A 23,911-nucleotide genomic window follows, 5' to 3' on the forward strand; every position below is an offset into this window, starting at 1 on the left:
GTATGAATAAAATATATAGATTCAGTTGTCGGATTTTTTTGTACTCAGTATTGGTTTACGCTTTGCTTGGTACAAGGAATGTTTCGGCCCAGCAGAAAATACATCATTTGATTGAAGCGGAAGATTTTCAGTTCCCCGCAGGCTGGACAATTGCCAAAGAAGCAGGTACAAATGTATCTGGAAATGGGGCTTTATTGGGAGCTAACAATAAAGAGGTAACAGCTGATGCGCTAACAGTAATAGATATTAAAACTAAAGGAAACTATATTGTCTGGACCAGATCGAGAGATTATGCGCAGAATAATCCCGGAACAAGAAGATATCAGCTGTATGTTAATGAAAAGCCTATGGCTAAAGAGTCAGGCATGCATTTGCATGATGGTTATGAATGGGAAAAGGTTGGTACAGCTGATCTTGAGATCGGACAAACGGTATTAAGGTTAAAGAATACAAAATTAAACTTCGCCAGATGCGATGCCATTTTCCTGACTACAGATGAAGAGTTTAATCCCGGCAAAATGAATGCATCTCTGAATACTTATGCTTTAAAGCCTGTACAGGTAAAGGAGAATGCATCTGGATCAAAAATGGAAAGCCCGTTCACTTTTGTAAAAAAGGAGAAAACTTTAGGGACACTTCAAAATGAAAATATCAGGATAAGCTTTGAAGAGGCAATAGATGCTAAGACAGGGAAAACAAGAATTGTATCTGCCACCCGTTTTTTACAGGATAAAGTCTGGACCAGCTTAAATGATAAAGTGGAAGAAAATAGAATATTTCTGTTATCTGCTAAACAAGCAAAGATCGAATTCGGGGCTTATTTTGCTTTCTGGAAAAACTCCAAAAGTTTAACTGAATTCGTTGTTAATGGAAGGAATTATCAAACGATAGATCAGAATGGGGCGAAAAATCCTTTTCTATCCGGGGAACTTTTATTGTGTGAAGCGAAAGCTGTGAAACAGGTTTCGGCCAATGAGCTATTGGTTACTTATGTGACTGAAACAGGAGTCGAAGTAAGCGGTCGCTGGACACTTAAACCCGGACAGTCACATTCAGAACTGAGTTTAACTTATAAAGCTACATCACCTGGCTTTTATAGTTTTGTTGTTTCAGCATTTCAGGATAGTCCGGAGGCAAGTGTTAATAATGTACAGCTTCCACCAATGTTTAACTATAAACGTTTGCCGGAAGGGCCAATGTTAATTCCTGGTGCTATGACGCCACAGCCGTTGGCTATAGTGGAGGTGAATCAAAACAAAAAGCCATTAAGTTATTTTATTACTGGTGCTTTAACAGATTTTCCGGTAGACTGGGTAAAGGATATTACTTCGAGAATCGGTTTTTCTTTAAAAAATGAATTTAATAAGGTGCAGCCTATCGCTTTCTCGCCAGTTTTAGGACTGGAAGATTCTAAGCTTTCTGCTGGGCAATCATTAACCCGATCTTTTAATCTAGGAGCAGTTGCCGACAAATGGAGCGGGGCTTTGGAGTATGCATCCAATTCAATTTTTAAGGTTAGTGATTACAGGACTCAGGATTCAGCCTCTTTAACAAATGCGGTTTTCAATATCATTGATTTAATAAAAAATGATAATGCTTCGGGCTGGAGTGCTCCTTTAAAAGGTTTCTTTGACATTGAAGCTGATCCTAAGGTTGCGCCAACTGTTGCACAATCATCTCCATTGGCCGTAATATCTGCCGCAGTGATGGCAAAAGATGAAGAACTTTACATTAGTCGTGCTTTACCCACAATAGAATATACATTATCACGGAGTGCATTCAGATGGGCAAAAGCTGCAGGTGCACCCTATAATCGTACGGCTGCATCTCTTGAATTAAACCCATATAAAAACGTACAGTTTAATACTGCATATTTTGAATCTTTAGCGCAGTTACTGGAGTACAAGAACCCCTGGATAGTAGATGTGGCAATGCCAGATAAACAACCTAGAAAACTATCGGGCTATAGTGTCAATTTACCGGCATGGACTCAGGAACTTGCTGCATACAGATTAACAAAAGATAAAAAATGGCTAACAGCTGCAGTCTCAAATGCTAAAGAATTTGTTGCAAAAGAGGTATATGGTCAAAAGACAAATTTATTAACAGCACAGCCATTTTACAACACTTCATTTTACCCGTATTGGTGGGACTTAACGGATCTTTATGAAGTAAATAAGGATAAAACATTTTTGAATGCTGCGGAGTATGCCTCTTATTTTACTTTGGCAGGGATTCGTTCTTATCCTCATGTAGAGAACAAGATGCAGCTGATTCATGAAGGGGATAAGTATGAAGGAAATACTAATTTATGGTGGAAAGACGGAGAAAAGTTCCGTTTAGGTTTCCCCAGACAAGATGGAGATGTGAAAGCGAAAGAGGTTCCGGAATCTTTAGTATCACCAGTTGGCCTTGGCCTTGAACAGCCAATTACTTTCTTCCTTCCTAAAAAGAATGTGCGCCATATTTTTATGTCGACCTGGGCACCACATTTGTTGCGTTTGTCGGCCGACACCGAGCGTAAGATATTTGAAGTTTATGCAAGAAATTCAATCATAGGCAGGTTTACAAATTATCCCGGCTATTATGCTACCGGATATACTGACCTTACCTACAGAGAGAACTATCCTTATAAAGGACCAGATGTTAACTCTATTTATTATCACCACATTTCGCCTCATCTTGCTTTCAGTTTAGACTTCCTTGTTACTGAAGCAGTACAAAGATCTAAAGGTGCAATCAGTTTCCCATGGGGAAAACAAGAGGGATTTGTGTGGTTTAATAATCGCATTTACGGTGGAGGTAAAGGGGCCATTTTCGATGATAAAAATGTGAAGATCTGGTTGAAAAAAGGACTGGTAACATTTAATAATCCATCTGTAAATTATCTTACAGGTATATCTGATAATCGGTTCTGGGTAGTATTGCTGAATGAATCGGCTCAGGAGCAAGATATTGAACTTAGTTTAGATTTGCAACAGACGGGTATAAAAGGTACAGGCATTAAACATTATAAGGAAGCAACTGCAGAATCTGCTAGCCTATCTCTGCATGGGAATAAAATGAGTGTCAGGATAGCTGGTAAAGGTTTAACTGCTTATTCATTTCCACTGGCTTCTCCTAAGGTAACTAAAGAGCTGAAACCTGTTAAAAATGGTTTACAGGAGGTTGATCTTGGTGCGCCATGGGGTAAACTTTATGCCTTTAGAATCCGTTCCCCATTTGGCTGGGATTCTATTTATGCCTATTTAAGTACTTCTCCGGCTCCAGGAGCAGAGGCTGAACTTGAATTGAATGAAGATGGGGCAACAATGGAAAAGCGTAATGCTTATCCTTTTGAATGGTCATTTAATCGCCTGGACCCAGAAAAGCCTGTTTCCATCAATTTGAAATTGAAAAGCAAAGGAAGCAATGAAATCAGGCAGGCACATATAGATTTTGAGGGCGTAAAGTAAGCTGATATGAAATTGAGCATAAAGTTTATAATTGCTTTTGGATGTGTGATGCTGATGAACTCCTTGTTCTTTAGTTTGACGGGTAAGTCGCAGAATACAGATAAGGAAAGTTTAGAAAGGGAGAGACTTATCGCTGCAAGTCAAACGGGGGCAATGCCTTTATTTTTTGATCCAAGTGGTAATGATGTTCCTACCATAATTCCGGGTGGTTTTAATAGCAATCAGGAGTGCTATTTAAGAGATGGACTACCTAATTTTTTCAATAAGTCAAAAGACAAAAAAGAGCTGGTAGTAGCCTATATAGGAGGAAGTATTACCAGAGGAAGAAATCTGTATAGGATGCAGTCTGCGAAATTTATTCAGCAAATGTTACCTGGAACTCAATTGAAGTTTATCAATGCTGGCATTTCTGGTACAGGAACAGATTTGGGAGCTTGTAGAATACAAGAGCAGATTATACAGTATAAACCTGATCTTGTATTTATTGAATTTGCTGTTAATAATGCTTTTCCAGATGGGATGGAGGGGATGATTCGTCAAATCTGGAAAGCGAATCCAACTACAGATATTTGTATGATTTATACCATATTTAATGGGCAATCGAAAATTTATGCATCGGGGAAAGTGCCATACAATATTCTGGAGTTGGAAAAGATTGCTGATCATTATCAGATTCCATCAGTTCATATGGGACTTGAAGCAAGTCTGTTAGAGCAAGATCAAAAGTTATTGTGGAAGGCAGCAAATGGTACTGATACGGATAAGATTATCTTTTCAAATGATGGTACCCATCCTATAGTCGCTGGTGGTAATCTATATGCTCAATCTATCGCCCGTTCCCTTCTAAAAATGAAAACCCATGCAAAAGAACTGAAACATAAACTCCCCCAGCCTTTATTGGCAGGTAACTGGGAAGATGCAAAGATGTTTGCTCCATTGGATATCGCGAAGTTTAGTAAAGGTTGGAATAAAGTTGACCCAATAGAATTCCCTTCATTCAGACAATTCTCGGTTTGGTTTCCATATGTGATGAAGGCTGAATCAGCAGGAGATTCTTTTACATTTAAGTTTGATGGCAGTATGATTGGCTTTTTTGATATCGGTGGTCCCGAGGTTGGCCAGTTGGTTTTGGAAATTGATGGTAAGCCCACTACTTTTCAAAAACAAAAAGGAACACTGGCATTAAGGGCTATTCAGGAAAGCAGTTCTTCAGGTCAGATCAACAGGTTTAATTCCTTCTGTAATAACCGCTATAGGGGGCAGGCAGAGTTTATTGAATTACCTGCGGGCATACATACTGTAAAGTTTAGTATTTCTCCGGTTCCGGCAGATAAGAGAACTATCCTGGGGCCAAATCAACTGGAAGACATCAGTAATAATCCTGATAAGTATAATAAAACAACAGTTTATATAGGTAAGGTCTTAATAAGAGGACAGGTTATTAAATAATGAAATCCAGATAACAGCAGCATAAAACATAAAAATCATAAAAGATGAAATACATTAAAAGTTTATTCCTCATTTTCTGTCTCAGTACTGGTTTAGCATATGGACAAGCCAATCCTAAAAGTTTAAGGTTATTCATTATTGGTAACAGTTTTTCTCAAAATGCATCGGCATATTTGCCAAACTTTGTAAAAGAAAAAGGAGTAGAGCTGACGATAGGAAGGGCCGAATTGGGCGGGCATACCTTAGCACAGCACTGGGGATATGTTGAGGCTGCTGAAGCTAATCCTGAAGATCCTAAAGGAAAACCTTATAAAGGTAAATCGCTACGTATGCTTTTATCGGAGGGAACCTGGGATGTGGTTACCATTCAACAGGCTTCTTATTATTCTGCAGATTTAGAAAGTTACAGCCCATACGCTAAAAAGTTGTATGACTATATTAAGAAGCTTCAGCCGAATGCCGAGATTATTATCCATCAAACATGGGCTTACAGAAGTGATGCTTTAAAATTTGGACGCATAGCACCAAATCAACTTGCTAAAAATCAAGCTGAGATGTGGGAGCGTTCAAGAGCAGCATATCATACCATTGCTAAGCAATTAAATATCAGAATTCTTCCTGTAGGTGATGCTTTTAATACAGTAGCGTCAGACAAAGTTTTTGGGTATAAAAAAGATGCTGATTTTGATTATGCAAATCCAGTGCAACCTAATCTCCCTGATCAGAAAAACTCTCTTAACATGGGTTATTCCTGGAAAAATGATAAAATGGCGTTTGATGCAAATCATGCCAATGAAGCAGGCAGATACCTTGGATCTTTGATCTGGTATGCTGTTCTGTTTAAGGAATCACCATTAAAACTGGAATATGTACCTAATAAAGTTCCGGCGGAATTTGCTGCTTATTTAAGGTCAGTAGCTGATAAAACAATTAAAAATTTAAACGCAAATAAATAACCCAATTACATGAATTCAATAATTGATACTTCGGTTATCGTCATTTTCTCAGTATTTATTATGGTTATCGGTTTACTGTTTTCACGAACAGGGCGAAACCTGAAATCATTCTTTGCTGGTGGAGAAGCTGTACCCTGGTTTATAGGTGGCTTATCGCTATTTATGAGCTTTTTCTCTGCAGGTACTTTTGTAGTATGGGGATCAATAGCTTATAAGTATGGGTGGGTAGCTGTTACAATTCAATGGACCATGTGTATCGGGGGCTTAATAGTAGGTTTGTATATTGCTCCGAAGTGGAAAGGAACAGGGAGTCTTACTGCGGCCGAGTTTATCAAAGATAGGCTTGGGGCACATGTGCAAAAGAGCTTTATCTATATTTTTATGCTGGTATCGCTGTTCATCAAAGGATCAGTTTTGTATTCGGTGTCCAAGTTAGTAGGCTCATCTTTAGAATTTCCTTTAATACCTGTTACACTTGTTTTAGGTATTCTGATGATTGCGTATACTGCAGTAGGGGGATTATGGGCCGTTATGGTTACTGATATTTTACAGTTTGTAATCCTTACAGCAGCTGTTCTTTTGATCATCCCATTAGCATTTACAGAAGCAGGAGGTATGCCTACATTTCTTGCTAAGGTTCCCGATGATTTCTTTAATCTGGTAAATGGTGAATATACCTGGGCCTTTATTTTTGCATATGCCGTTTATCATATCTTTTATATTGGTGGTAACTGGACTTTTGTACAAAGATACACTAGTGTTGATACACCAAAATCTGCTTCTAAAGTAGCATTTTTATTTGCTGCCTTATACATCATTAGTCCGGTTTTATGGATGTTACCTCCCATGATCTATCAAACAATAAATCCCGGATTAACTGGATTGGATACAGAGAATGCTTATCTGATGGTTTGTCAGAAAGTATTACCTGCGGGTTTAATGGGATTGATCTTAACAGGGATGTATTTTTCTACCTCAGCATCTGCAAATACAGCTTTAAATGTAGTTTCTGCAGTGTTTACCAATGATATTTACAAAGGGACAATTAATCCCAAAGCTTCAGATGAAAAGTTAATGAAGATTGCCCGTACCTCTTCCTGGGCTTTTGGTTTCGGAATGATTGCCATAGCACTTGTTGTACCCTATATCGGTGGGATTGTAGAATTTACATTAAGTGTTGGTGCAATTACAGGAGGACCATTGTTAGCACCTCCAATATGGGCATTATTTTCTAAACGCATAACAGGTAGGGCTACGGTTTTTATTACCATGATTAGTTTGGCGGTTAACCTATGCTTTAAAATCGTACTTCCTTATTTAATGAATTATAAACTTGACCGTGCAAATGAGATGTTGTTGGGTGTTTTACTTCCATTTTTATTGTTATTAATTTATGAATTGTATGCTTCTTATAAAGGAAATATAAGTGCAGAATATCTACAATTACAAGAGCTTAAAGCAGCTCGTTCGGCAGCTGTATATGAAGTAGATGAAACAGAGGTTGAAGAGATTAAAAGACAAAATAAATTCGGTTTGCAGGTCATTTCATTTTCATTGGCTTTTATAGGCCTGTTGCTCTATATTCTCTGTGCTTTTACAACAAAAGGAACAGGTATGGTAGCCATTATTGCTACTATCATTTTAACGAGTTCGATTATTCCATTAAGGGCTTCCCGAAAGAAGTCAATATAATTTATATATAATAACCCTGGGGTAACCCAAATTTTTACTATGATAAAATCAGAAGGAACAGATGTCCGTAGTTTGATGTCTGAAAAATTAAGTACAGAGTTTGTAATTGTTGGAGGGGGCTTATCTGGTGTTTGTACAGCAATTACAGCCGCACGTAAAGGTGTTAAAGTTGTGCTTGTACAAGACAGGCCAGTGTTGGGCGGAAACTCTTCAAGTGAAGTTCGTTTATGGATACTGGGTGCTACATCGCACATGGGTAATAACAACAGATGGAGTCGGGAAGGAGGGGTTATTGATGAAATCCTGGTAGAAAATACTTATCGGAATAAAGAAGGAAATCCCTTGCTTTTTGATGCCATATTATTAGATAAAGTAGTTGCCGAATCAAATATCACATTATTATTAAATACGGCTGTTTATGAGGTTCATAAATTGGATAAGGATACCATTTCATCAGTAAAAGCATTTTGTAGTCAGAACTCTATAGAGTATGTCATCTCAGCACCATTGTTTTGTGATGCATCGGGAGATGGAATTGTCGGTTTCTTAGCAGGCGCTGCATTTAGAATGGGGGCAGAAAGCAAGGAAGAGTTTGGGGAGAAGTTTGCACCTACTAAAGAGTATGGTGAATTACTTGGTCATAGTTTGTATTTCTACAGTAAAGACACTGGGAAACCGGTGAAGTTTGTGGCACCAGAATTTGCATTAACTGATATTACAAAAGAAATCCCTCGTTTTAGGAGCTTTAATGCCAAAGAATATGGCTGCAAGTTATGGTGGCTTGAGTATGGTGGCAGATTAGATACGGTACATGATACGGAAAAGATAAAATGGGAGCTTTGGAAAGTGGTATATGGGGTATGGGATTACATTAAGAACTCAGGTGAATTCCCAGAAGCAGAAACGATGACATTAGAATGGGTAGGAACTATCCCGGGAAAAAGAGAGAGTCGTCGCTTTGAAGGGGATTATATGCTTCGTCAGCAGGATGTTGTATCACAACACACACATCAAGATGCAGTCGCTTTTGGCGGCTGGTCTATAGATCTTCATCCTGCCGACGGTGTATTTAGCGAAAAACCGGGTTGTAACCAATGGCATAGTAAGGGCATTTATCAGATTCCTTATCGTTGTTTATACAGTAGAAACATAAAAAACCTCTTTTTAACCGGGCGAATCATCAGTGCTTCTCATGTGGCATTTGCTTCAACCAGGGTAATGGCTACAGCAGCACATGTGGGTCAGGCTGTAGGTATGGCAGCATTTATTGCCGGGCAGAATGGATTGAATCCTGCAGAATTATTAGCAGATAACCTTATGGCGACATTGCAAAAGGAGTTGCTGAAAAGCGGTCAGCATATTCCGGGATTTGAATTGACAGATGAGGAAGATCTGGTGCAGTTTGCTGAGGTTTCTGCATCCAGTGAATATGTATTGAATGAATTGCCTATGGGTTTATTAAAAAAACTGGACGTGTCTATGGGACAAATGCTTCCATTGGATAAAGGAAAGGTGCCTCAAATTACTTTTTATGCGGAATCAGAGGTTGATACAACGCTTGAAATTGAACTTCGTATAAGTGGTGTCTCAGGGAATTATACGCCAGATGTCATATTGGAAAATAAAGTGTTGGATGTTAAAAATGGTAAGAACGAACTAAAAGTTGAATTTAATAGCACGATGGTAGAAGATGCGTATGTATTTATTGTGCTACAAAAAAATCCGGCTGTAAAGGTTCATTGTTCTGAGCATCGTGTTACGGGAGTGCTTTCAGTATTCAATCTGGTAAATAAGGCTGTGTCTAATTACGGGAAACAAACACCGACTGAAGATATAGGTGTTGATGAATTTGAGTTCTGGTGTCCACAGCGCAGGCCAGAGGGACATAATCTCGCACTTCAAATTGCGCCTGGACTTACTAAGTTTGATGCGGCGAATGTTAAGACAGGTGTATTCAGACCTACAATGGCACCAAATGCCTGGGTTGCTTCATTATCAGATGCTGATCCGACTTTAAACATCAAATGGGATAAGAAACAAAAAATAAGTAATATAGAGTTGTTCTTTGATACAGATTATGACCATCCAATGGAAACAGTACTGATGGGGCACCCGGAAAATGCTATGCCTTTTTGTGTGAGAGATTACCAGATTAAAGATGATCAGGGAAATGTGTTGTATGCTGTTGAAAATAATTATCAGACAAAGAATACGATTACGCTTGATGAGCCTGTTTATACGGACAGTATTACTATAAGTTTAACCCATCCATCTCAAAATATACCTGCAGCTTTATTTTCTGTAAGATGTTATTAGTGTTTTAATGGAATAATATTGTAAGCACATCTTCTGTCGCCCGCAATGATATGATTTACTCTTTTTATTTTAACCTCTTCTCCGAGCAAATATTTAAAGACATTGAGCTCGGAGATACAAAATCCCTCACAAGTGTGGGCGGCAATACAAATAGGACAATGGTTTTCAATAAAAAGGTAACCATTGTCTTCTTTAATGTATTCGGCCATATAACCTTCCCGACTGCGTATTTCTGCCAATAGCTTAATTTTATCTTCTAAAGTATTAGCGTGTTTTAATTGCTGATGGTATCGTTGTTTTGCTTTTTGCTCGCCAGCCGATATTACCTTCTGTAAGGAGTCTTCACAAAGTGTTTCTTTAATCTGCTGAATGAGTTTTACACTAAGCTCTGCGTGTGTATCCGGAAATCCTTTATTTCCCAGTTCACTCAGGCTAAAATATTGGGTAGGCCTGCCTACACCTTTTGATTCATGGGTGGATTGAATTAGCCCCTCTTCTGTTAGCTTTAGTAATTGTAGTCTCGCTCCTTCTGTTGTGATTTTCAATTCTTTAGCAATCTCCCCCGCCGTTAAAGCACCCCGTGTCTTCAACAACATTAAAAAACGATTTGTCTTCATAATCTAATAAAACAAGTGTTTAGTTGTTTTATTCACAAAAATACTAACTTTGCTGAACAATTAAGAATATAAGGACCTATAGTTTCACCATGCAAGTTAATATACTCCTTTATCATACCGGACCACCGCTAATTTTATCCTGGCCGTAGCGGGTATCCAGTAACAATTTTAATGACAGCCGACTGTCCGGAAACCTTGGTTTTTGGGAGTGATGGACTTTTGTCGGCCAATTTTTAACTAGAAACAAATACTTATTATATGAAACCAATACAATTACCACTATTTATAATCTTGCTTTTCTTAATGCAGTCCTGTGGATCTGAAAAACAGGTAACTCAGGAACAAACCATTCAGGAGTATCCTGTAATGACTATTGAGAGTAGGGAAGCAGTGATTAATACAGAATATCCAGCCACTATTCAAGGACAACAGAATATAGAAATTCGTCCAAAGGTAGATGGTTTTGTAGCACAGATTTTTGTTGATGAGGGAGCCTCTGTAAAAAAAGGGCAGCCATTGTTTCGCATCAATGCGCCTCAGTACGAACAGGAAGTAAGGACTGCTTTAGCTGCGATTAAAAATGCAGAAGCAGAAGTGAATACTGCAAAAATGCAGGTAGAAAAGGCAATGCCTCTTGTTAAAGAAGGGATTGTGAGTGATTACGAGTTAAAGTCGGCTAACTTTAATCTACAAGCTAAAGAAGCTGCTCTGGCACAAGCTCGCGCTGGTCTTGCAAATGCTCGTACTAATCTGAGTTATACACAAATCAATAGTCCTGCAGATGGTGTTGTGGGAAGTATTCCTTATAAAACCGGCAGTCTGGTGAGCAGTTCTTCTCCTCAACCCTTGACTACAGTCTCAAATATTGCCCGGGTCTTTGCTTATTTCTCTTTTAATGAGAAGCAGTTTTTGGATTTTACAGAACGTTTTGCTGGTACAAAAATGGGCGATAAATTGAAGCAGTTTCCTGCTGTTACCCTTTTACTAGCCAATGGAACTATTTATAAGGAGAAAGGAAAGATGGAAAGTATCGGAGGATTGATCAATACAGAAACCGGTGCTGTGAATCTAAGAGCCGCTTTTCCAAATGCTGAGGGAATCATTAGAAGTGGAGCTAGTGCAACCATCAGTATTCCTGTCATTGTACAAGATGCTGTACTGATTCCATCAAAAGCAACCTATGAAATGCAAGAGAAAATGATGGCGGTTGTGGTAGCTAAAGACGGAAGTGTGAAGCCTGTGGAAATAGAAATTATGGATGCCCCTTCTGGAGAATTCTACGTGGTGAAAAAGGGTTTGAATACCGGAGACCAGGTGGTAACAGAAGGCATGGGTTCTTTGCAGGAAGGCATGAAAATAAAGCCAGTAATCGAAAAGAAATAGAAAATAATTGATACGAAAATATTAAACAATTATGTTAAAGAAGTTTATAGACAATCCTGTATTATCGACTGTAATATCGATAATCATTGTCATACTGGGCTTGTTGGGTTTGTTTTCACTGCCCATATCCCAATACCCGGACATTGCTCCACCCGCAGTTGAGGTGAGTACGGCTTACCAGGGAGCAAGTGCCGATGTGGTTATGAAAAGTGTAATCACGCCATTGGAGGAACAAATCAATGGTGTTGAGAATATGACTTACATGACTTCCAAAGCCAGTAATGATGGAAGTGCGAGCATTACCATTAATTTTAAGCAAGGTACAGATCCGGATATGGCAGCCATTAATGTGCAGAACAGGATTACTAAAGCCACAAGCTTGTTGCCTGCAGAGGTAATAAAAATGGGGATTACAACCAGTAAGAGATTAAATAGTGAGGTTTTTAGTTTTCTACTATATAGTGAAGATGGGAAATACGATCAAAAGTTCCTCGACAATTATCTGAAAATTAACATTATTCCTCAGATTAAAAGAATCCAGGGAATCGGTGATGCTCAGGTGTATGGTGGTAAGGATTACAGCATGCGGATCTGGTTAAAGCCGGATGCGATGGCTGCCTATGGCCTTATTCCAAGTGACATTGTGAATGCACTGGCTGAGCAGAACATCGAAGCCGCTCCTGGTAAAGTAGGTGAGAACAGCAATCAGAATTTTCAATATACCTTAAAATATACAGGCAGATTTGAAAAGGCTGTGGAATTTGAGAACATTATTCTTAAATCAGTTGGCACAGGACAGGTACTGAAATTAAAGGATGTTGCGGATATTAATCTTGGTTCATTTACTTATTCAAGTACTTTGACAGCCCAGGGGCAGGAGTCGCCATACGTAGCAGTTAGTCAGACTTCAGGCTCTAATGCCCATGACATCATTAAACAGTGCGAAAAAATACTTAAGGATGCGGAAAAAACTTTCCCTAAGGGAGTCAAGATAGGTGTATTTGCCAATGCCAATGAATTTCTGGATGCTTCAATATCTAAGTTGATCTTTACCATCATAGAAGCCTTTATTCTGGTATTTATCGTGGTATTCATTTTTCTTCAGGATTTCCGTTCTACACTGATTCCAGCTATTGCGGTGCCTGTAGCCATTATTGGAACTTTCTTTTTCCTGAAATTGTTTGGTTTTACGATTAACTTGTTAACATTATTTGCCCTTGTGCTTGCTATTGGTATTGTGGTGGATGATGCGATTGTAGTGGTAGAGGCAGTACATGCGAAATTAGATCAGGGTGCTAAATCGGCGAAGAAAGCGACGATGCATGCCATGAGTGAAATCAGCAGTGCGATTATTTCCATTACCTTGATTATGGCTGCGGTATTTGTTCCCGTAACTTTCGTAACAGGATCGGTTGGTGTATTTTATAAGCAGTTCGGTTTAACGCTGGCAGTTGCAATTATTATATCGGCAGTTAATGCATTGACCTTAAGTCCGGCTTTATGTGCTTTATTGTTAAAGCCACATCAGGAACATGATCAGCCTAAAAAAGGTTTTATGCAAAGATTTTATGCTGGTTTTAATGCATCTTTTACCGCTATGACAGCCCGTTACAAAAAGTCTGTAGTTTTTCTTATCAATAAAAAGTGGATTGCATTTGCTGGTATTGCACTGTTCTCCGTATTGTTTTGGTTTCTGGTAAAAACTACGCCAACGGGATTTGTGCCAAATGAGGATAGTGGTTCAATTTATGGAAATGTGATTCTCCCACCTGCCACTTCATTAGAACGTACAGAGGAAATTGCAAATCAGATTGATAGCATTGCTCGCTCCATTCCGGAAGTGGAATTGTCGTCGAGACTTGCAGGTATGGACCTGATGAGTGGGACCGGAAGTTCGTATGCGGCTATTTTTATACGCTTGAAGCCATGGGCAGAACGCACTAAAAAAGGACAGGATATTAAATCTGTTGTTGGTCAGTTGTTTGCTAAAACAGCAAATATTAAAGGTGCTAATATTATCTTTTTTGCAGCACCTACTTTACAGGGCTTTGGTAATAATGATGGCTTTGAATTCCAGTTGCAGGATAAAACAGGTGGAAGTTATAAAGCTTTTGATGGGGTAATCGGCAAGTTTATGTTAACCTTAAATCAACGCCCGGAGATTATGTACGCAGCTACTTCTTATAATACAAGCTTCCCTCAGTATGAAGTGAGTGTAAATGTAGCGAAGTGTAAAGAAGCTGGTGTAGCAGTGAATACTGTACTGGAAACATTGCAAGGTTATCTGGGGGGTATCTATGCTTCGGATTTTAACCGCTTTGGTAAGCAATATAAAGTAATGATCCAGGCTGAAGCTTCACAGAGAACAAATAAGGAATCTTTAAGCAAGATATTTGTAAGGAACGATAAAGGGGTAATGGCTCCGATTTCGGGATTTGTTACGCTTAAAAAGACTTATGGACCTGAGTTTATTAACCGTTTTAATTTGTTTACAGCAGGGGCTGTTAATGGTGCACCAAAACCAGGATACAGTTCCGGAGATGCGATTAAAGCGATACAGGAAGTTGCTGCGCAAACTTTACCGCAGGGTTATACCTTCGAGTTTTCTGGTTTGACTTTAGAGGAACTTTCCAGTGGAAATCAAACGCTCCTGATTTTTATCCTGAGTTTGCTTTTTATTTACTTCTTGCTTAGTGCGCAGTATAAGAGTTATATATTGCCGTTTTCAGTTCTGCTTTCTTTGCCGATTGGTTTGGCAGGTGCATTCCTTTTTGCCCGTTTGTTTGGCCTGGATAACAATATATTCCTGCAAATCAGTTTGATTATGTTAATCGGTTTATTGGCTAAAAATGCAATTCTGATTGTTGAGTTTGCGCTGATGCACAGGTTGAGTGGAAGGAATTTAATCCAATCGGCCATTGCAGGTGCAACAGCCAGGTTACGACCTATTCTGATGACTTCCTTTGCTTTCATTTTTGGTCTGTTGCCATTGATGCTGGCTACTGGTGCCGGTGCCATTAGTAATCGTTCTATTGGAACTGCAGCAGTAGGTGGGATGTTGATCGGTACTGTATTCGGTGTGTTTGTAATTCCAGTGCTATTTGTGGTTTTCCAATCGCTACAGGAAAAGATTAGCGGTGGCCCAAAGGCTAAAGAAGTGGAATAACAGAATGAATAATTTTAAATGTAAATTAATGAAATCATATATAGGAATTTTATTGTTGCTCATCCTTGCTTCCTGCAAGGTATCGCAACCTTACCAGAGGCCGGATTTAAATACGGCCAATCTGTACCGGGATTTTACCGGTACAGATAGCAGTAATGTCGCTTCATTGTCTTTTAAACAGTTGTTTTCTGATACCGTATTATCTGGATTAATTGAAGAAGGACTGAGACAAAACATTGATCTTAAGATGGCATATCAACGCATTCTTGCTGCTGAAGCTAGCTTTAGACAGAGTCGTGCTACCTTTTTGCCCGACCTGAATGGTAGTGCTAGTGTTAAGCAGTCTAAGCTTGCTTTTCCTCAAGGATTTGGTATCATCAACTCTTCTACTCAATACGATTTAGGGCTAACTGCAAGCTGGGAAGCTGATATTTGGGGTAAATTGAAAAGCGCTAAACGTAGTGCTCTGGCAAACATGCTACAAACTGAGCAAGCACGTAAAGCAATTCAAACCCAGCTAATAGCTGACATTGCCAATCGTTATTTTACCTTACTGGCCATGGATCAGCAGTTAAGTATTCTGGAACAAACGGTAAGTAACAGGAAGACTGATGTAAATACCATGAAATCATTAAAAGCTGCGAACATTGTGACCGGTGCTGCGGAAGTGCAGAGCGAAGCGAGTATGTATGCGGCAGAAGTGGCTATCCCGAAACTAAAAAAACAGATCAGGGAAGTAGAAAATAGTTTGAATGGCTTGCTTGCAAAGCCGTCTGGTCCGGTTAACAGGACTTCTTTAAAGGAACAAACACTGTCGGTTGATTTAAAAGCTGGTATTCCAATCCAATTACTGGAAAACAGACCTGATATAAAACAAACAGAGTATGCTTTTATGGCTGCTTCCGAAAATACGAACGTCGCACGAAAACTGTTTTATCCCTCTATCAGTTTAACCGCTGCTGGTGGTTTTACCAGCTTTAGTTTAAAAGATTGGTTAACTCCAGATGGTTTGTTCGGTAATATTGCGGCAGGAATTGCACAGCCTATATTTAGTAAAGGTGCAAATAAAGTAAGGTTAACAACTGCTAAAGCCGCACAGCAGGAAGCTGCACTGAACTTTCAGAAATCATTGTTAACAGCAGGTGAGGAGGTTTCAAATGCCCTTTTTGCTTATGAAACTGCGATCAAGCAACAAAGTATTCGTGTAAAGCAATTGACTGCACTTCAAAAGTCAGTTGATTTTACCAAGAAGCTTTTACGTTATAGTTCTGCAACTAATTATACGGATGTATTGACATCTGAACAGAATTTGCTTGCGGCACAGTTGGAAGATGTAGATGATAAATTGCAACAATGGCAGGCGGTAATAGCGTTGTATCGCTCCCTTGGAGGGGGAGGAAATTAGGCATCTCCTCGAAGGCTGGAATCTTTGCCTGAAGAAGGCAAAGTTCCTATGCCTTAGAGGAGAAACCAAATTTCCCTTTCAAACGTTTGGCCAACTTTGCTTATGCATCATGCTTGACACAAAAATTACCTTCTCTGATGCGGCCTCAGGCGCTTTTTCCCTTCAGAAAAAGATGCCAGACGCAGAAGAGAATGGTTGTTTTTGATGTTATTTTTGATTATTAGAGCGCTTGATATTCTGGTAACTCTTCAATAAATGTAAACTGTTCTGCCTGATGATCAATAACTGCGTAACAATGTCTTAAGCCATTTGTCACGACCAGCCATTTGGTTTTATGTACTGAGTTGTATCTTGCTGCCTGATCAAATACCGATTGTGTGATTTTTACGGACGGCGCCTTACATTCTATCACCATAATTCTTTGCCCGAGGGTATTAAAAATTACAATGTCTGTTCTTTTCTGAAGTTTGTTCAGATTCAGTCCACCTTCAATCTGGATTAAAGATTTGGGAAACTTTTTTATAAGAACCAGATACTGAATAAAGTGTTGTCTCACCCATTCCTCGGGGGTTAATACCAGATGCTTCTTTCTTACCTCATCAAATATGAAATGCTGCGTATCTTTTAATGTAATTCTAAAAGGATATTCGGGTAGGTTTAGTGGGGTTGGAGTGAAAGACATGTTTTTTCAGTATAGGCTGGTAAAATTATAAAAGATCAAAGAAAGGCACTGCCCTATAGCCAATCATAAATATAACTCTTAAGATGAAAAATATAACTAACGCAGTTTTAACCTTGTTGTTAGTAAGGGTTACCATGAAATATAATATTGCGGCTAATGATACAATATCTGAGGTCCAACCATAAGTTTTATAGATCAAATCAATATTTTCACCATTACCGTTGCTCAATGCAGACGAAAATATGAACTTCTGAATCAGGAACATAATTGCAGAAAAGAAATACTCTATTCCAATAATGATCAATAGCGCCCTTATACTTTGTTCACTGGTTTTTTCGTCCGACTGATATGGGACAATATTTGTTCCGCAATTTTTACAGAATTTTGCTTCTTCAGCATTGGGCGTATTACATTTTGTACAATTCATAGGGATTGTTTAATTAAAATATTGACTTTTATCTATCACCATGGTGTTGGCGGCACGGTCGCCCAGCCTTCTGCCATCGGCGGTTGCAAATACCATAACAGGTTCTATAAAACTACCAACAAATGGAACGAATCCAAGCAATAGTACGATCACGTTTCTTAAGCATGATTTTTTTCTTGTACAAGGCATATTTGTATCCAGATCTATCACCATGAGCTTCATGGCTCTTTTACCAGGACTTTGTCCATTCTTGAACCCATCTTTTAAAAGTTGAAAAGCAATAGGAATTAAGGTTAGTAATCCACCGATAATACAAAGCGTTATAGCAATCCCCTCTTTATTTCCATAGGCGTAAATGAAAGCAAAGACAAGTGTTACGCCAGCAGGAATCATCAATCCAATAAAGATCAGACCATCAATAAGTATTGCTGCAAACCTGTTTCCAATGGATGCTTTGTAGTAAGGTAAGCCATTTTGTGGCTGACGTTCAAAAGGGTTGTTGATTTGAGGATTAGTATAATTAACAGTAATGTTTTCTGCAATAAGCCTGGCACCATCTTTCACACAAAAGTTTATGTCAGATGGATAGCTGGTTTTGCATAGAGGGCATACATGGTTCATAGGTTATGATATAAATGATAATTGTGCAAAAGTAGACAAAAAAAATATCTAAGTTTGGCTCATCATATGAGTGCTGCCGACATAATAAAAGACATTAAAGCAAGAAAGTTTAAACCTGTTTACCTGTTACATGGTGAAGAACCTTATTATATAGATCAGATCATCCATTATATGGAGGAACATATTCTGAATGATATGGAAAAAGGTTTTAATCAAACTGTTTTATATGGAAAAGATACCGATATGGCAACCGTTATGAATGCTGCCAAGCGTTATCCAATGATGTCTGATTATCAGCTTGTAATCGTAAAAGAAGCGCAGGATTTGAAATGGGCAAAAGAAACAGAAGGTAATAGTAAAACAGCTGAATTTGTACTGAGCTATTTCGAGAAACCACTGCCAAGTACAATTTTGGTTTTAGGTTATAAATACGGCAACTTCGATAAACGTAAAAAGATCTATAAAGCAATAGATAAAAACGGTGTTGTTTTCCAGTCGGATTTGGTGCGCGATTATAAATTAGCTCAATGGATAGATGGATTGGTGGCTGAGAAAGGTTATAAAATTGCTCCGCAGGCATCGGCTTTAATGGCAGAATATCTGGGTACCGATCTTTCTAAAATTGCCAATGAGGTAGAGAAACTGATTTTAAATATTAGTAAAGAAACCACCATTGATACTGACATTGTTCAGAAGAACATAGGTATTAGTAAAGAATATAATGTATTTGAGTTACAAAAGGCACTAGCTGTTAAAAATGTACTTAAATGCAACCAGATCATCAATTACTTTGCTGATAATCCAAAGGCGAATCCTATGGTAATGGTGATGGCTAATCTGAATGCCTATTTCGCGAAAATCCTTAAATACCACTATTTACCCAATAAAGGAGATGCAGCAAAAGAACTGGGGGTAAACCCTTACTTTGTCAAAGATTATGAGACAGCTGCTCGTAATTATAGTCTACCTAAAACTTTCGACATCATTAGTTTGATGAGGGAATATGATTTGAAAAGCAAAGGAGTGGATAGTACTGGTAATACGACCGACGGGGAGTTATTAAAGGAGTTATTATTTAAAATGCTGCATTAATGATCCAGCCATTGTTTAAAAGCTGCAGCCTTTTCCCGACTGATAAAAATTTCTGCATCAGGGTATTTGTTTAGAATAACTTTCAATTTTCCGTTGAAGAAGTTATGAATATCTTTTATGCTATTGATACTGATAATATGCTGTCTGTTTGCTCTAAAAAAAATTGCGGGGTCTAGTTGTTCTTCCATTTCATCCATGGTATAAGGAACAGCATGTTCCTGGCCGTTTTCAAGAACAAGATTTGTAATCTTGAATTCAGAATAGATGTAATCGATGTCATTGACTACAATTGTTTTATAGCCATCATTTATCTGGATTAAGAAGCGCGAGCGATAAACAGGATCCTGTTTTTTAATGATATCAATCAGATTGGAAATCATCGGATCAGACTGCTGTTTGCCTATAAGCTTTGTTAGCTGATCATATTTAGCCAATGCAGAACCCAATTCTTCTTTATGAATCGGTTTTAGCAGATAATCAATACTATTCACTTTAAAAGCACGTATTGCATATTCATCGTAGGCGGTTGTAAAAATAACGGGTGTTGTGATATTGCAAGCTGAGAAAATTTCAAAGCAAAGTCCATCTGCCAGACGTACATCCATTAAAATAAGGTCAGTCTGCTGATTTGAAGAAAACCATTCAATACTATCCGCCACACTTTCCAATACGCCAACAATAGAGATGTCAGGATTAAGCTCCTTAATCATCGCTGACAGTCTGTTAGCATTATGCTTCTCATCTTCAATAATCAGTAATTTCATTGCATATTTGTTAAATGTTCATTAAAGGTAATTTCACAATAAACAGATCCTCCGTTTCTGTAACTTCTGGAAGTTTGTCGGACAGCAAACGATAACGACTTTCAATGTTTTTTAAACCTGTACCGGTAGAGGGAATATTATAGTTTAGCCGTTGCAGCGAATTGGTAATGATCAGATTTTGCTGTTCGTCTTCATTAATATTGATCGTTAGTGACTTTGAGCGTGAGGCTGTATTATGTTTAATCGCATTTTCAATTAGTAATTGTAGTGTAATAGGTGGGATTCCTTTTTTAAGAACTTCTTCACTAAGGTTGATCTGCATTTTTATGTTTTCGCCGAGCCGTATTTTGATCAGGTAAAAATAAGCTTCTGCAAAACGAATTTCTTCCTCTACAGAAATAACGTTTTTATGAACATTGATAATCATGTATCTGTAAACACGTGACAGTTTTTCTAAAAAATGCTGTGCTGCATTTGTATCATCTTCAATCAACGCAGAAAGTGTGCTGAAGTTGTTAAACATAAAATGTGGGTCAAGTTGCATTTTGAGCGATTGCAACTCTGATTCAAGTGCAATTTGCTTTAGCTCAGCAGCCTTTAAATTCAAATTTGAGGTTTCAAGCATAGCGGCTTTCCATTGTTGTAAAAAGAAATTGCCCGTAAAAATTAAACTGATCAATACAGATAATAATGTGCTGACTACAAATGACTGTCGCAATGCCAGGGAATTGAGGTCACTAAATTTCATCTGGCCTCCAAAAACAGTAAGCGAAGCATTCATATAAAAATAAAGAAACAGAATAGAAACAATAATCTGTATACTAAATTGAAGTACAAACCGTGATAAAGGGTGTGATACCCAGGGAATTTTTCTATCCAATATCCGGGCTATAGTTAGACAGATCTCGGTTATTAAAAAACAGAATATCAAAACAAATCCCCATTCGCCCAGAATTGCACTGGTCTCTCTATGGAAGAATGAAGACCAGGGTCTATATGGATTAATCATATAAGACAGCAAATAGAAACCAATAAATACCACAGGAATAGTAATAAACCTGAGATATTTATAAAAGTCTTGTGATTCTTTCTTTAATGTCATTTAATTTTTATGGGATTTTGGTACAATGTTACTATAAAAAAGACAATCTGATGATAAAAGTTAACCGAATAGCTCAATCTTAAAACTAAAGCGGATAATCCTCTTACCCAACCGATCTGTTTCATGGGTTATAAATTTACATAAATCAAATTCATTTGAGTTTGCTTATGCGTCGGTTCAGTCTCAAAATTGAAGAGTTCGGTCAACTTTTACCAACATGGCTTCAAGAGAAAATTACTTTTGCAGCTTCAAAATTCTCAATTCGAAAGACAATATGAATGTAAATAAAATATCATTTGTGTTTTTTGTGATGGCGGCGGTCTTCTTTCCTACGTATATTTTTGCGCAGACCGACAGCACAAAGACAGTATTGCAACAAGCATCGTTGCAGGATGTGATTAACTATGCGCTTAAAAATAAGCCTGGTGTAAAACAGAGCTTGGTAGATGAAGAAATTGGTGAGCGCGACATTAAGTCGGCACTTTCTGGTTGGCTACCTCAGATCAATGCAGACGCAAGTTTTAACCACAACATGAAACAGCAGGTTAACGCTTTAACAGTTGATGGACAGACTTCGTACATGACTTTAGGTACTAAAAACACTTCAGGCATTACTTTGCAAGCTGATCAGCAATTATTAAATGCAGGCCTAATTCAGGCTTCTAAATCAGCTAAGTATTACAGACAACAGTACAAACAAGGTACTGAAAACACTAAAATTACAACAGTAGTTGAAGTGAGTAAAGCTTTTTATGACATCTTAACGAGTCAGGAGCAGTTTAAAATTATAGATGAGAACATCTCTCGTTTAGAAAAGCAATTTAAAGATGCTAAAGCGCAGTATGACGCAGGTTTAGTTGATAAAACCGACTTTCAAAGAGCACAAATCAGCTTGAGCAACGCTAAGGCTGACAGAAAAAGAACGCAAGAGTTGTTGAAATTTAAGTATGCGTACTTAAAGTCTATCATTGGTTATGATGCGAGTAAAGATTTAAGTCTGATGTTCCATGAAAAAGGTATGGAGCAGGAGGTGTTGTTAGATACAGCACAGGTGCTTAATTATAACAATAGAATTGAATACAAACAGTTGGAAACTCAACGACAGTTGCAACAAATCAATACTTCTTATAATAAACTGGCCTATATGCCTAAGCTTTCTGCTTTTGCAAATTACAGCTGGAACTATATGAATAATGACTTTAAAAATTTATATAAGGAGTCTTATCCAGGATCGATGGCAGGATTGAAATTGAGCATTCCTATTTTTCAAGGAACAAAGCGTACTCAGGAAATCCGTAAATCCCAATTATTGGAGAAACGAATTGATTTAGATCTGGAGAATACCAGAAATCAAATCAATAGTCAATATGAGCAGGCTATGGCAACTTATAAAGCAGGCTTAAATGATTGGAAAACTGCAAATGAAAATCAGGAAATTTCTAAACAAGTTTATGGTACGATCAAGCTTCAATATGATGAAGGTATTAAAACATACCTGGATCTGATGACGGCCGAGACTGATCTAAGAACTTCACAACTCAATTATCTAAATGCACTTTACAGTTTGCTTTCTGCAAAATTAGATGTGCAACAGGCATTAGGAACAATAACCATTACTCAATAAAATTAGCGATGAACTTTAATTCGATAAAACCAGGAATTTTAATATTAGGTACTGTTTTCTTAGCATCATGCGGGAGTTCAGACAAACCTGCTCAGATGGCACCACCAGCGGCGACACCGGTAAGTGTTTATACCGTAGCAGAAGAGGAAGTTACAACAGTTGATACCTATCCAGGCGTAGTTGTGGCTCTAAATGAAGTTGAACTGAGGGCAGAGGTGGGTGGTTATGTTACAGGTATCTTTGTACAAGATGGTCAGAAAGTGACCAAAGGACAAAAACTATACGAAATAGACCGTACCAATTACCTTGCTGCTTACAACTCTGCAAATGCTAATCTGCAAGTAGCTAAGGCCAATCATCTTAAAGCAAAAAAAGATGCAGAGCGTTACACTAATTTAGCAAAGCAGGAAGCTGTAGCTAAACAAAGAGTAGATTATGCAATTACTGATATGGCAAATGCGGCATCGCAGGTTGCAGTAGCAGAGGCGGCTTTAGCCACGGCAAAAGCAAACCTTAATCGTTCTGTAATCGTCTCTCCACTAACAGGTACTATAGGTATCTCTCAGGTAAAAGCAGGTGCATTGGTAAGTCCGGGGTCTACACTATTAAATACGGTATCAACAAATGATCCAATCGCTGTTGATATTGCGATAAACCAAAAAGATATTCCACGCTTTTTAAAGCTACAGAAAAACCCTGCAACAGTTAAAGATTCAGTTTTTAGTATTGAACTTCAGGATAAGAGTGTGTTGCAGATGGCAGGTAAAATTGTTGCCGTAGATCGTTCAGTAGATCCTGGAACAGGAACTATTAAAGTAAGAATCAGTTATCCAAATGCATCTGGAATGTTGTTAAGTGGCATGACTTGTAATGTTAAGGTTTTAAACAAAGCTGAAACTAAGCAGTTAACCATTCCTTACAAATCTGTATCTGAGCAATTGGGTGAATATATGGTTTATGTAGTTGGAGATAGCAGTAAAGCACAACAACGAATGATCAAGCTTGGTGCTGAAACTGGACAGAAGGTTGTTGTAACTCAGGGCTTAAATGCGGGAGAAGTAATTGTCTCAGAAGGTGCACAGAATGTAAGACCAGGTGCTGTAGTACAGCCAACACCATCTACTCAAGAAAATGCGGTTGCAAAAACAGCAAAATAATAG

At 38.2% G+C, this 23,911-nt stretch carries 17 protein-coding genes; 11 read left to right on the forward strand and 6 right to left on the reverse strand.

Features of this window, described 5'->3' with window-relative positions:
* The first annotated feature begins 2 nt into the window (after positions 1-2).
* The 5 genes from ABDJ41_RS10875 to ABDJ41_RS10895 are packed head-to-tail and all read left to right on the forward strand — an operon-like array spanning position 3 to position 9,868.
* Positions 3-3,455, forward strand: coding sequence for a hypothetical protein (locus ABDJ41_RS10875; RefSeq protein WP_349786030.1), 3,453 nt, complete (start codon positions 3-5; stop codon positions 3,453-3,455).
* A gap of 6 nt (positions 3,456-3,461) precedes the next feature.
* Positions 3,462-4,904, forward strand: coding sequence for an SGNH/GDSL hydrolase family protein (locus ABDJ41_RS10880; RefSeq protein ID WP_349786031.1), 1,443 nt, complete (start codon positions 3,462-3,464; stop codon positions 4,902-4,904).
* A gap of 44 nt (positions 4,905-4,948) precedes the next feature.
* Complete coding sequence (locus tag ABDJ41_RS10885; protein WP_349786032.1) at positions 4,949-5,860, forward strand: DUF4886 domain-containing protein; 912 nt, start codon at positions 4,949-4,951, stop codon at positions 5,858-5,860.
* Positions 5,861-5,869: 9 nt separating this feature from the next.
* Positions 5,870-7,552: a sodium:solute symporter family protein gene (locus ABDJ41_RS10890; RefSeq protein ID WP_349786033.1), complete on the forward strand. Its 1,683-nt coding sequence runs from the start codon at positions 5,870-5,872 to the stop codon at positions 7,550-7,552.
* Between the two features lie 39 nt (positions 7,553-7,591).
* A complete protein-coding gene (locus tag ABDJ41_RS10895; protein ID WP_502930333.1) occupies positions 7,592-9,868 on the forward strand; it encodes an FAD-dependent oxidoreductase in 2,277 nt (758 codons plus the stop codon).
* Here the strand turns inward: ABDJ41_RS10895 and ABDJ41_RS10900 are convergent.
* The gene (locus tag ABDJ41_RS10900; RefSeq protein ID WP_349786034.1) at positions 9,865-10,485 is read right to left on the reverse strand and encodes a helix-turn-helix transcriptional regulator; all 621 of its coding nucleotides are present in this window, start codon (positions 10,483-10,485) and stop codon (positions 9,865-9,867) included. The two genes, ABDJ41_RS10895 and ABDJ41_RS10900, sit on opposite strands and share 4 nt — an antisense overlap.
* Positions 10,486-10,743: 258 nt before the next feature.
* Between ABDJ41_RS10900 and ABDJ41_RS10905 the strand changes: the two genes are divergently transcribed.
* The 3 genes from ABDJ41_RS10905 to ABDJ41_RS10915 are packed head-to-tail and all read left to right on the forward strand — an operon-like array spanning position 10,744 to position 16,439.
* Positions 10,744-11,868 (forward strand): efflux RND transporter periplasmic adaptor subunit, encoded by a 1,125-nt coding sequence (locus ABDJ41_RS10905; RefSeq protein ID WP_349786035.1) that lies wholly within the window; start codon positions 10,744-10,746, stop codon positions 11,866-11,868.
* A 31-nt stretch (positions 11,869-11,899) separates the two neighbouring features.
* Positions 11,900-15,034 carry an efflux RND transporter permease subunit gene (locus tag ABDJ41_RS10910; RefSeq protein ID WP_349786036.1) on the forward strand — a complete coding sequence of 1,045 codons (3,135 nt, stop codon included), beginning with the start codon at positions 11,900-11,902 and terminating at the stop codon, positions 15,032-15,034.
* A gap of 28 nt (positions 15,035-15,062) precedes the next feature.
* Positions 15,063-16,439, forward strand: coding sequence for an efflux transporter outer membrane subunit (locus ABDJ41_RS10915; RefSeq protein ID WP_349786037.1), 1,377 nt, complete (start codon positions 15,063-15,065; stop codon positions 16,437-16,439).
* A 220-nt stretch (positions 16,440-16,659) separates the two neighbouring features.
* Here the strand turns inward: ABDJ41_RS10915 and ABDJ41_RS10920 are convergent, their stop codons facing one another.
* Genes ABDJ41_RS10920 through ABDJ41_RS10930 form a run of 3 tightly spaced genes read right to left on the reverse strand, consistent with a single transcriptional unit; the run spans position 16,660 to position 18,169 of the window.
* Positions 16,660-17,121 carry a type I restriction enzyme HsdR N-terminal domain-containing protein gene (locus ABDJ41_RS10920; protein ID WP_349786038.1) on the reverse strand — a complete coding sequence of 154 codons (462 nt, stop codon included), beginning with the start codon at positions 17,119-17,121 and terminating at the stop codon, positions 16,660-16,662.
* A 25-nt stretch (positions 17,122-17,146) separates the two neighbouring features.
* On the reverse strand, positions 17,147-17,548 hold the full coding sequence (locus ABDJ41_RS10925) for a zinc ribbon domain-containing protein (protein ID WP_349786039.1): 402 nt from the start codon (positions 17,546-17,548) through the stop codon (positions 17,147-17,149).
* Between the two features lie 9 nt (positions 17,549-17,557).
* Positions 17,558-18,169, reverse strand: a complete 612-nt coding sequence (locus tag ABDJ41_RS10930) for an RDD family protein (protein WP_349786040.1) — start codon at positions 18,167-18,169, stop codon at positions 17,558-17,560.
* 66 nt (positions 18,170-18,235) lie between these two features.
* Here ABDJ41_RS10930 and holA point away from each other — a divergent pair, with 66 nt between their 5' ends.
* The gene (holA, locus tag ABDJ41_RS10935) at positions 18,236-19,261 is read left to right on the forward strand and encodes a DNA polymerase III subunit delta (RefSeq protein WP_349786377.1); all 1,026 of its coding nucleotides are present in this window, start codon (positions 18,236-18,238) and stop codon (positions 19,259-19,261) included.
* Here the strand turns inward: holA and ABDJ41_RS10940 are convergent.
* Both ABDJ41_RS10940 and ABDJ41_RS10945 read right to left on the reverse strand, forming a co-directional pair.
* Positions 19,258-20,025, reverse strand: coding sequence for a LytR/AlgR family response regulator transcription factor (locus tag ABDJ41_RS10940; protein WP_349786041.1), 768 nt, complete (start codon positions 20,023-20,025; stop codon positions 19,258-19,260). The genes holA and ABDJ41_RS10940 overlap by 4 nt on opposite strands.
* A 10-nt stretch (positions 20,026-20,035) precedes the next feature.
* Positions 20,036-21,127, reverse strand: coding sequence for a sensor histidine kinase (locus tag ABDJ41_RS10945; RefSeq protein ID WP_349786042.1), 1,092 nt, complete (start codon positions 21,125-21,127; stop codon positions 20,036-20,038).
* Positions 21,128-21,344: 217 nt separating this feature from the next.
* Here ABDJ41_RS10945 and ABDJ41_RS10950 point away from each other — a divergent pair, with 217 nt between their 5' ends.
* Together ABDJ41_RS10950 and ABDJ41_RS10955 are read left to right on the forward strand one after the other, a co-directional pair.
* Positions 21,345-22,751 (forward strand): TolC family protein, encoded by a 1,407-nt coding sequence (locus tag ABDJ41_RS10950; RefSeq protein WP_349786043.1) that lies wholly within the window; start codon positions 21,345-21,347, stop codon positions 22,749-22,751.
* 8 nt (positions 22,752-22,759) lie between these two features.
* The gene (locus ABDJ41_RS10955) at positions 22,760-23,908 is read left to right on the forward strand and encodes an efflux RND transporter periplasmic adaptor subunit (protein ID WP_349786044.1); all 1,149 of its coding nucleotides are present in this window, start codon (positions 22,760-22,762) and stop codon (positions 23,906-23,908) included.
* Positions 23,909-23,911 lie beyond the last annotated feature (3 nt).

The organism is Pedobacter sp. ASV1-7 (assembly GCF_040203335.1).
GTDB lineage: Bacteria > Bacteroidota > Bacteroidia > Sphingobacteriales > Sphingobacteriaceae > Pedobacter.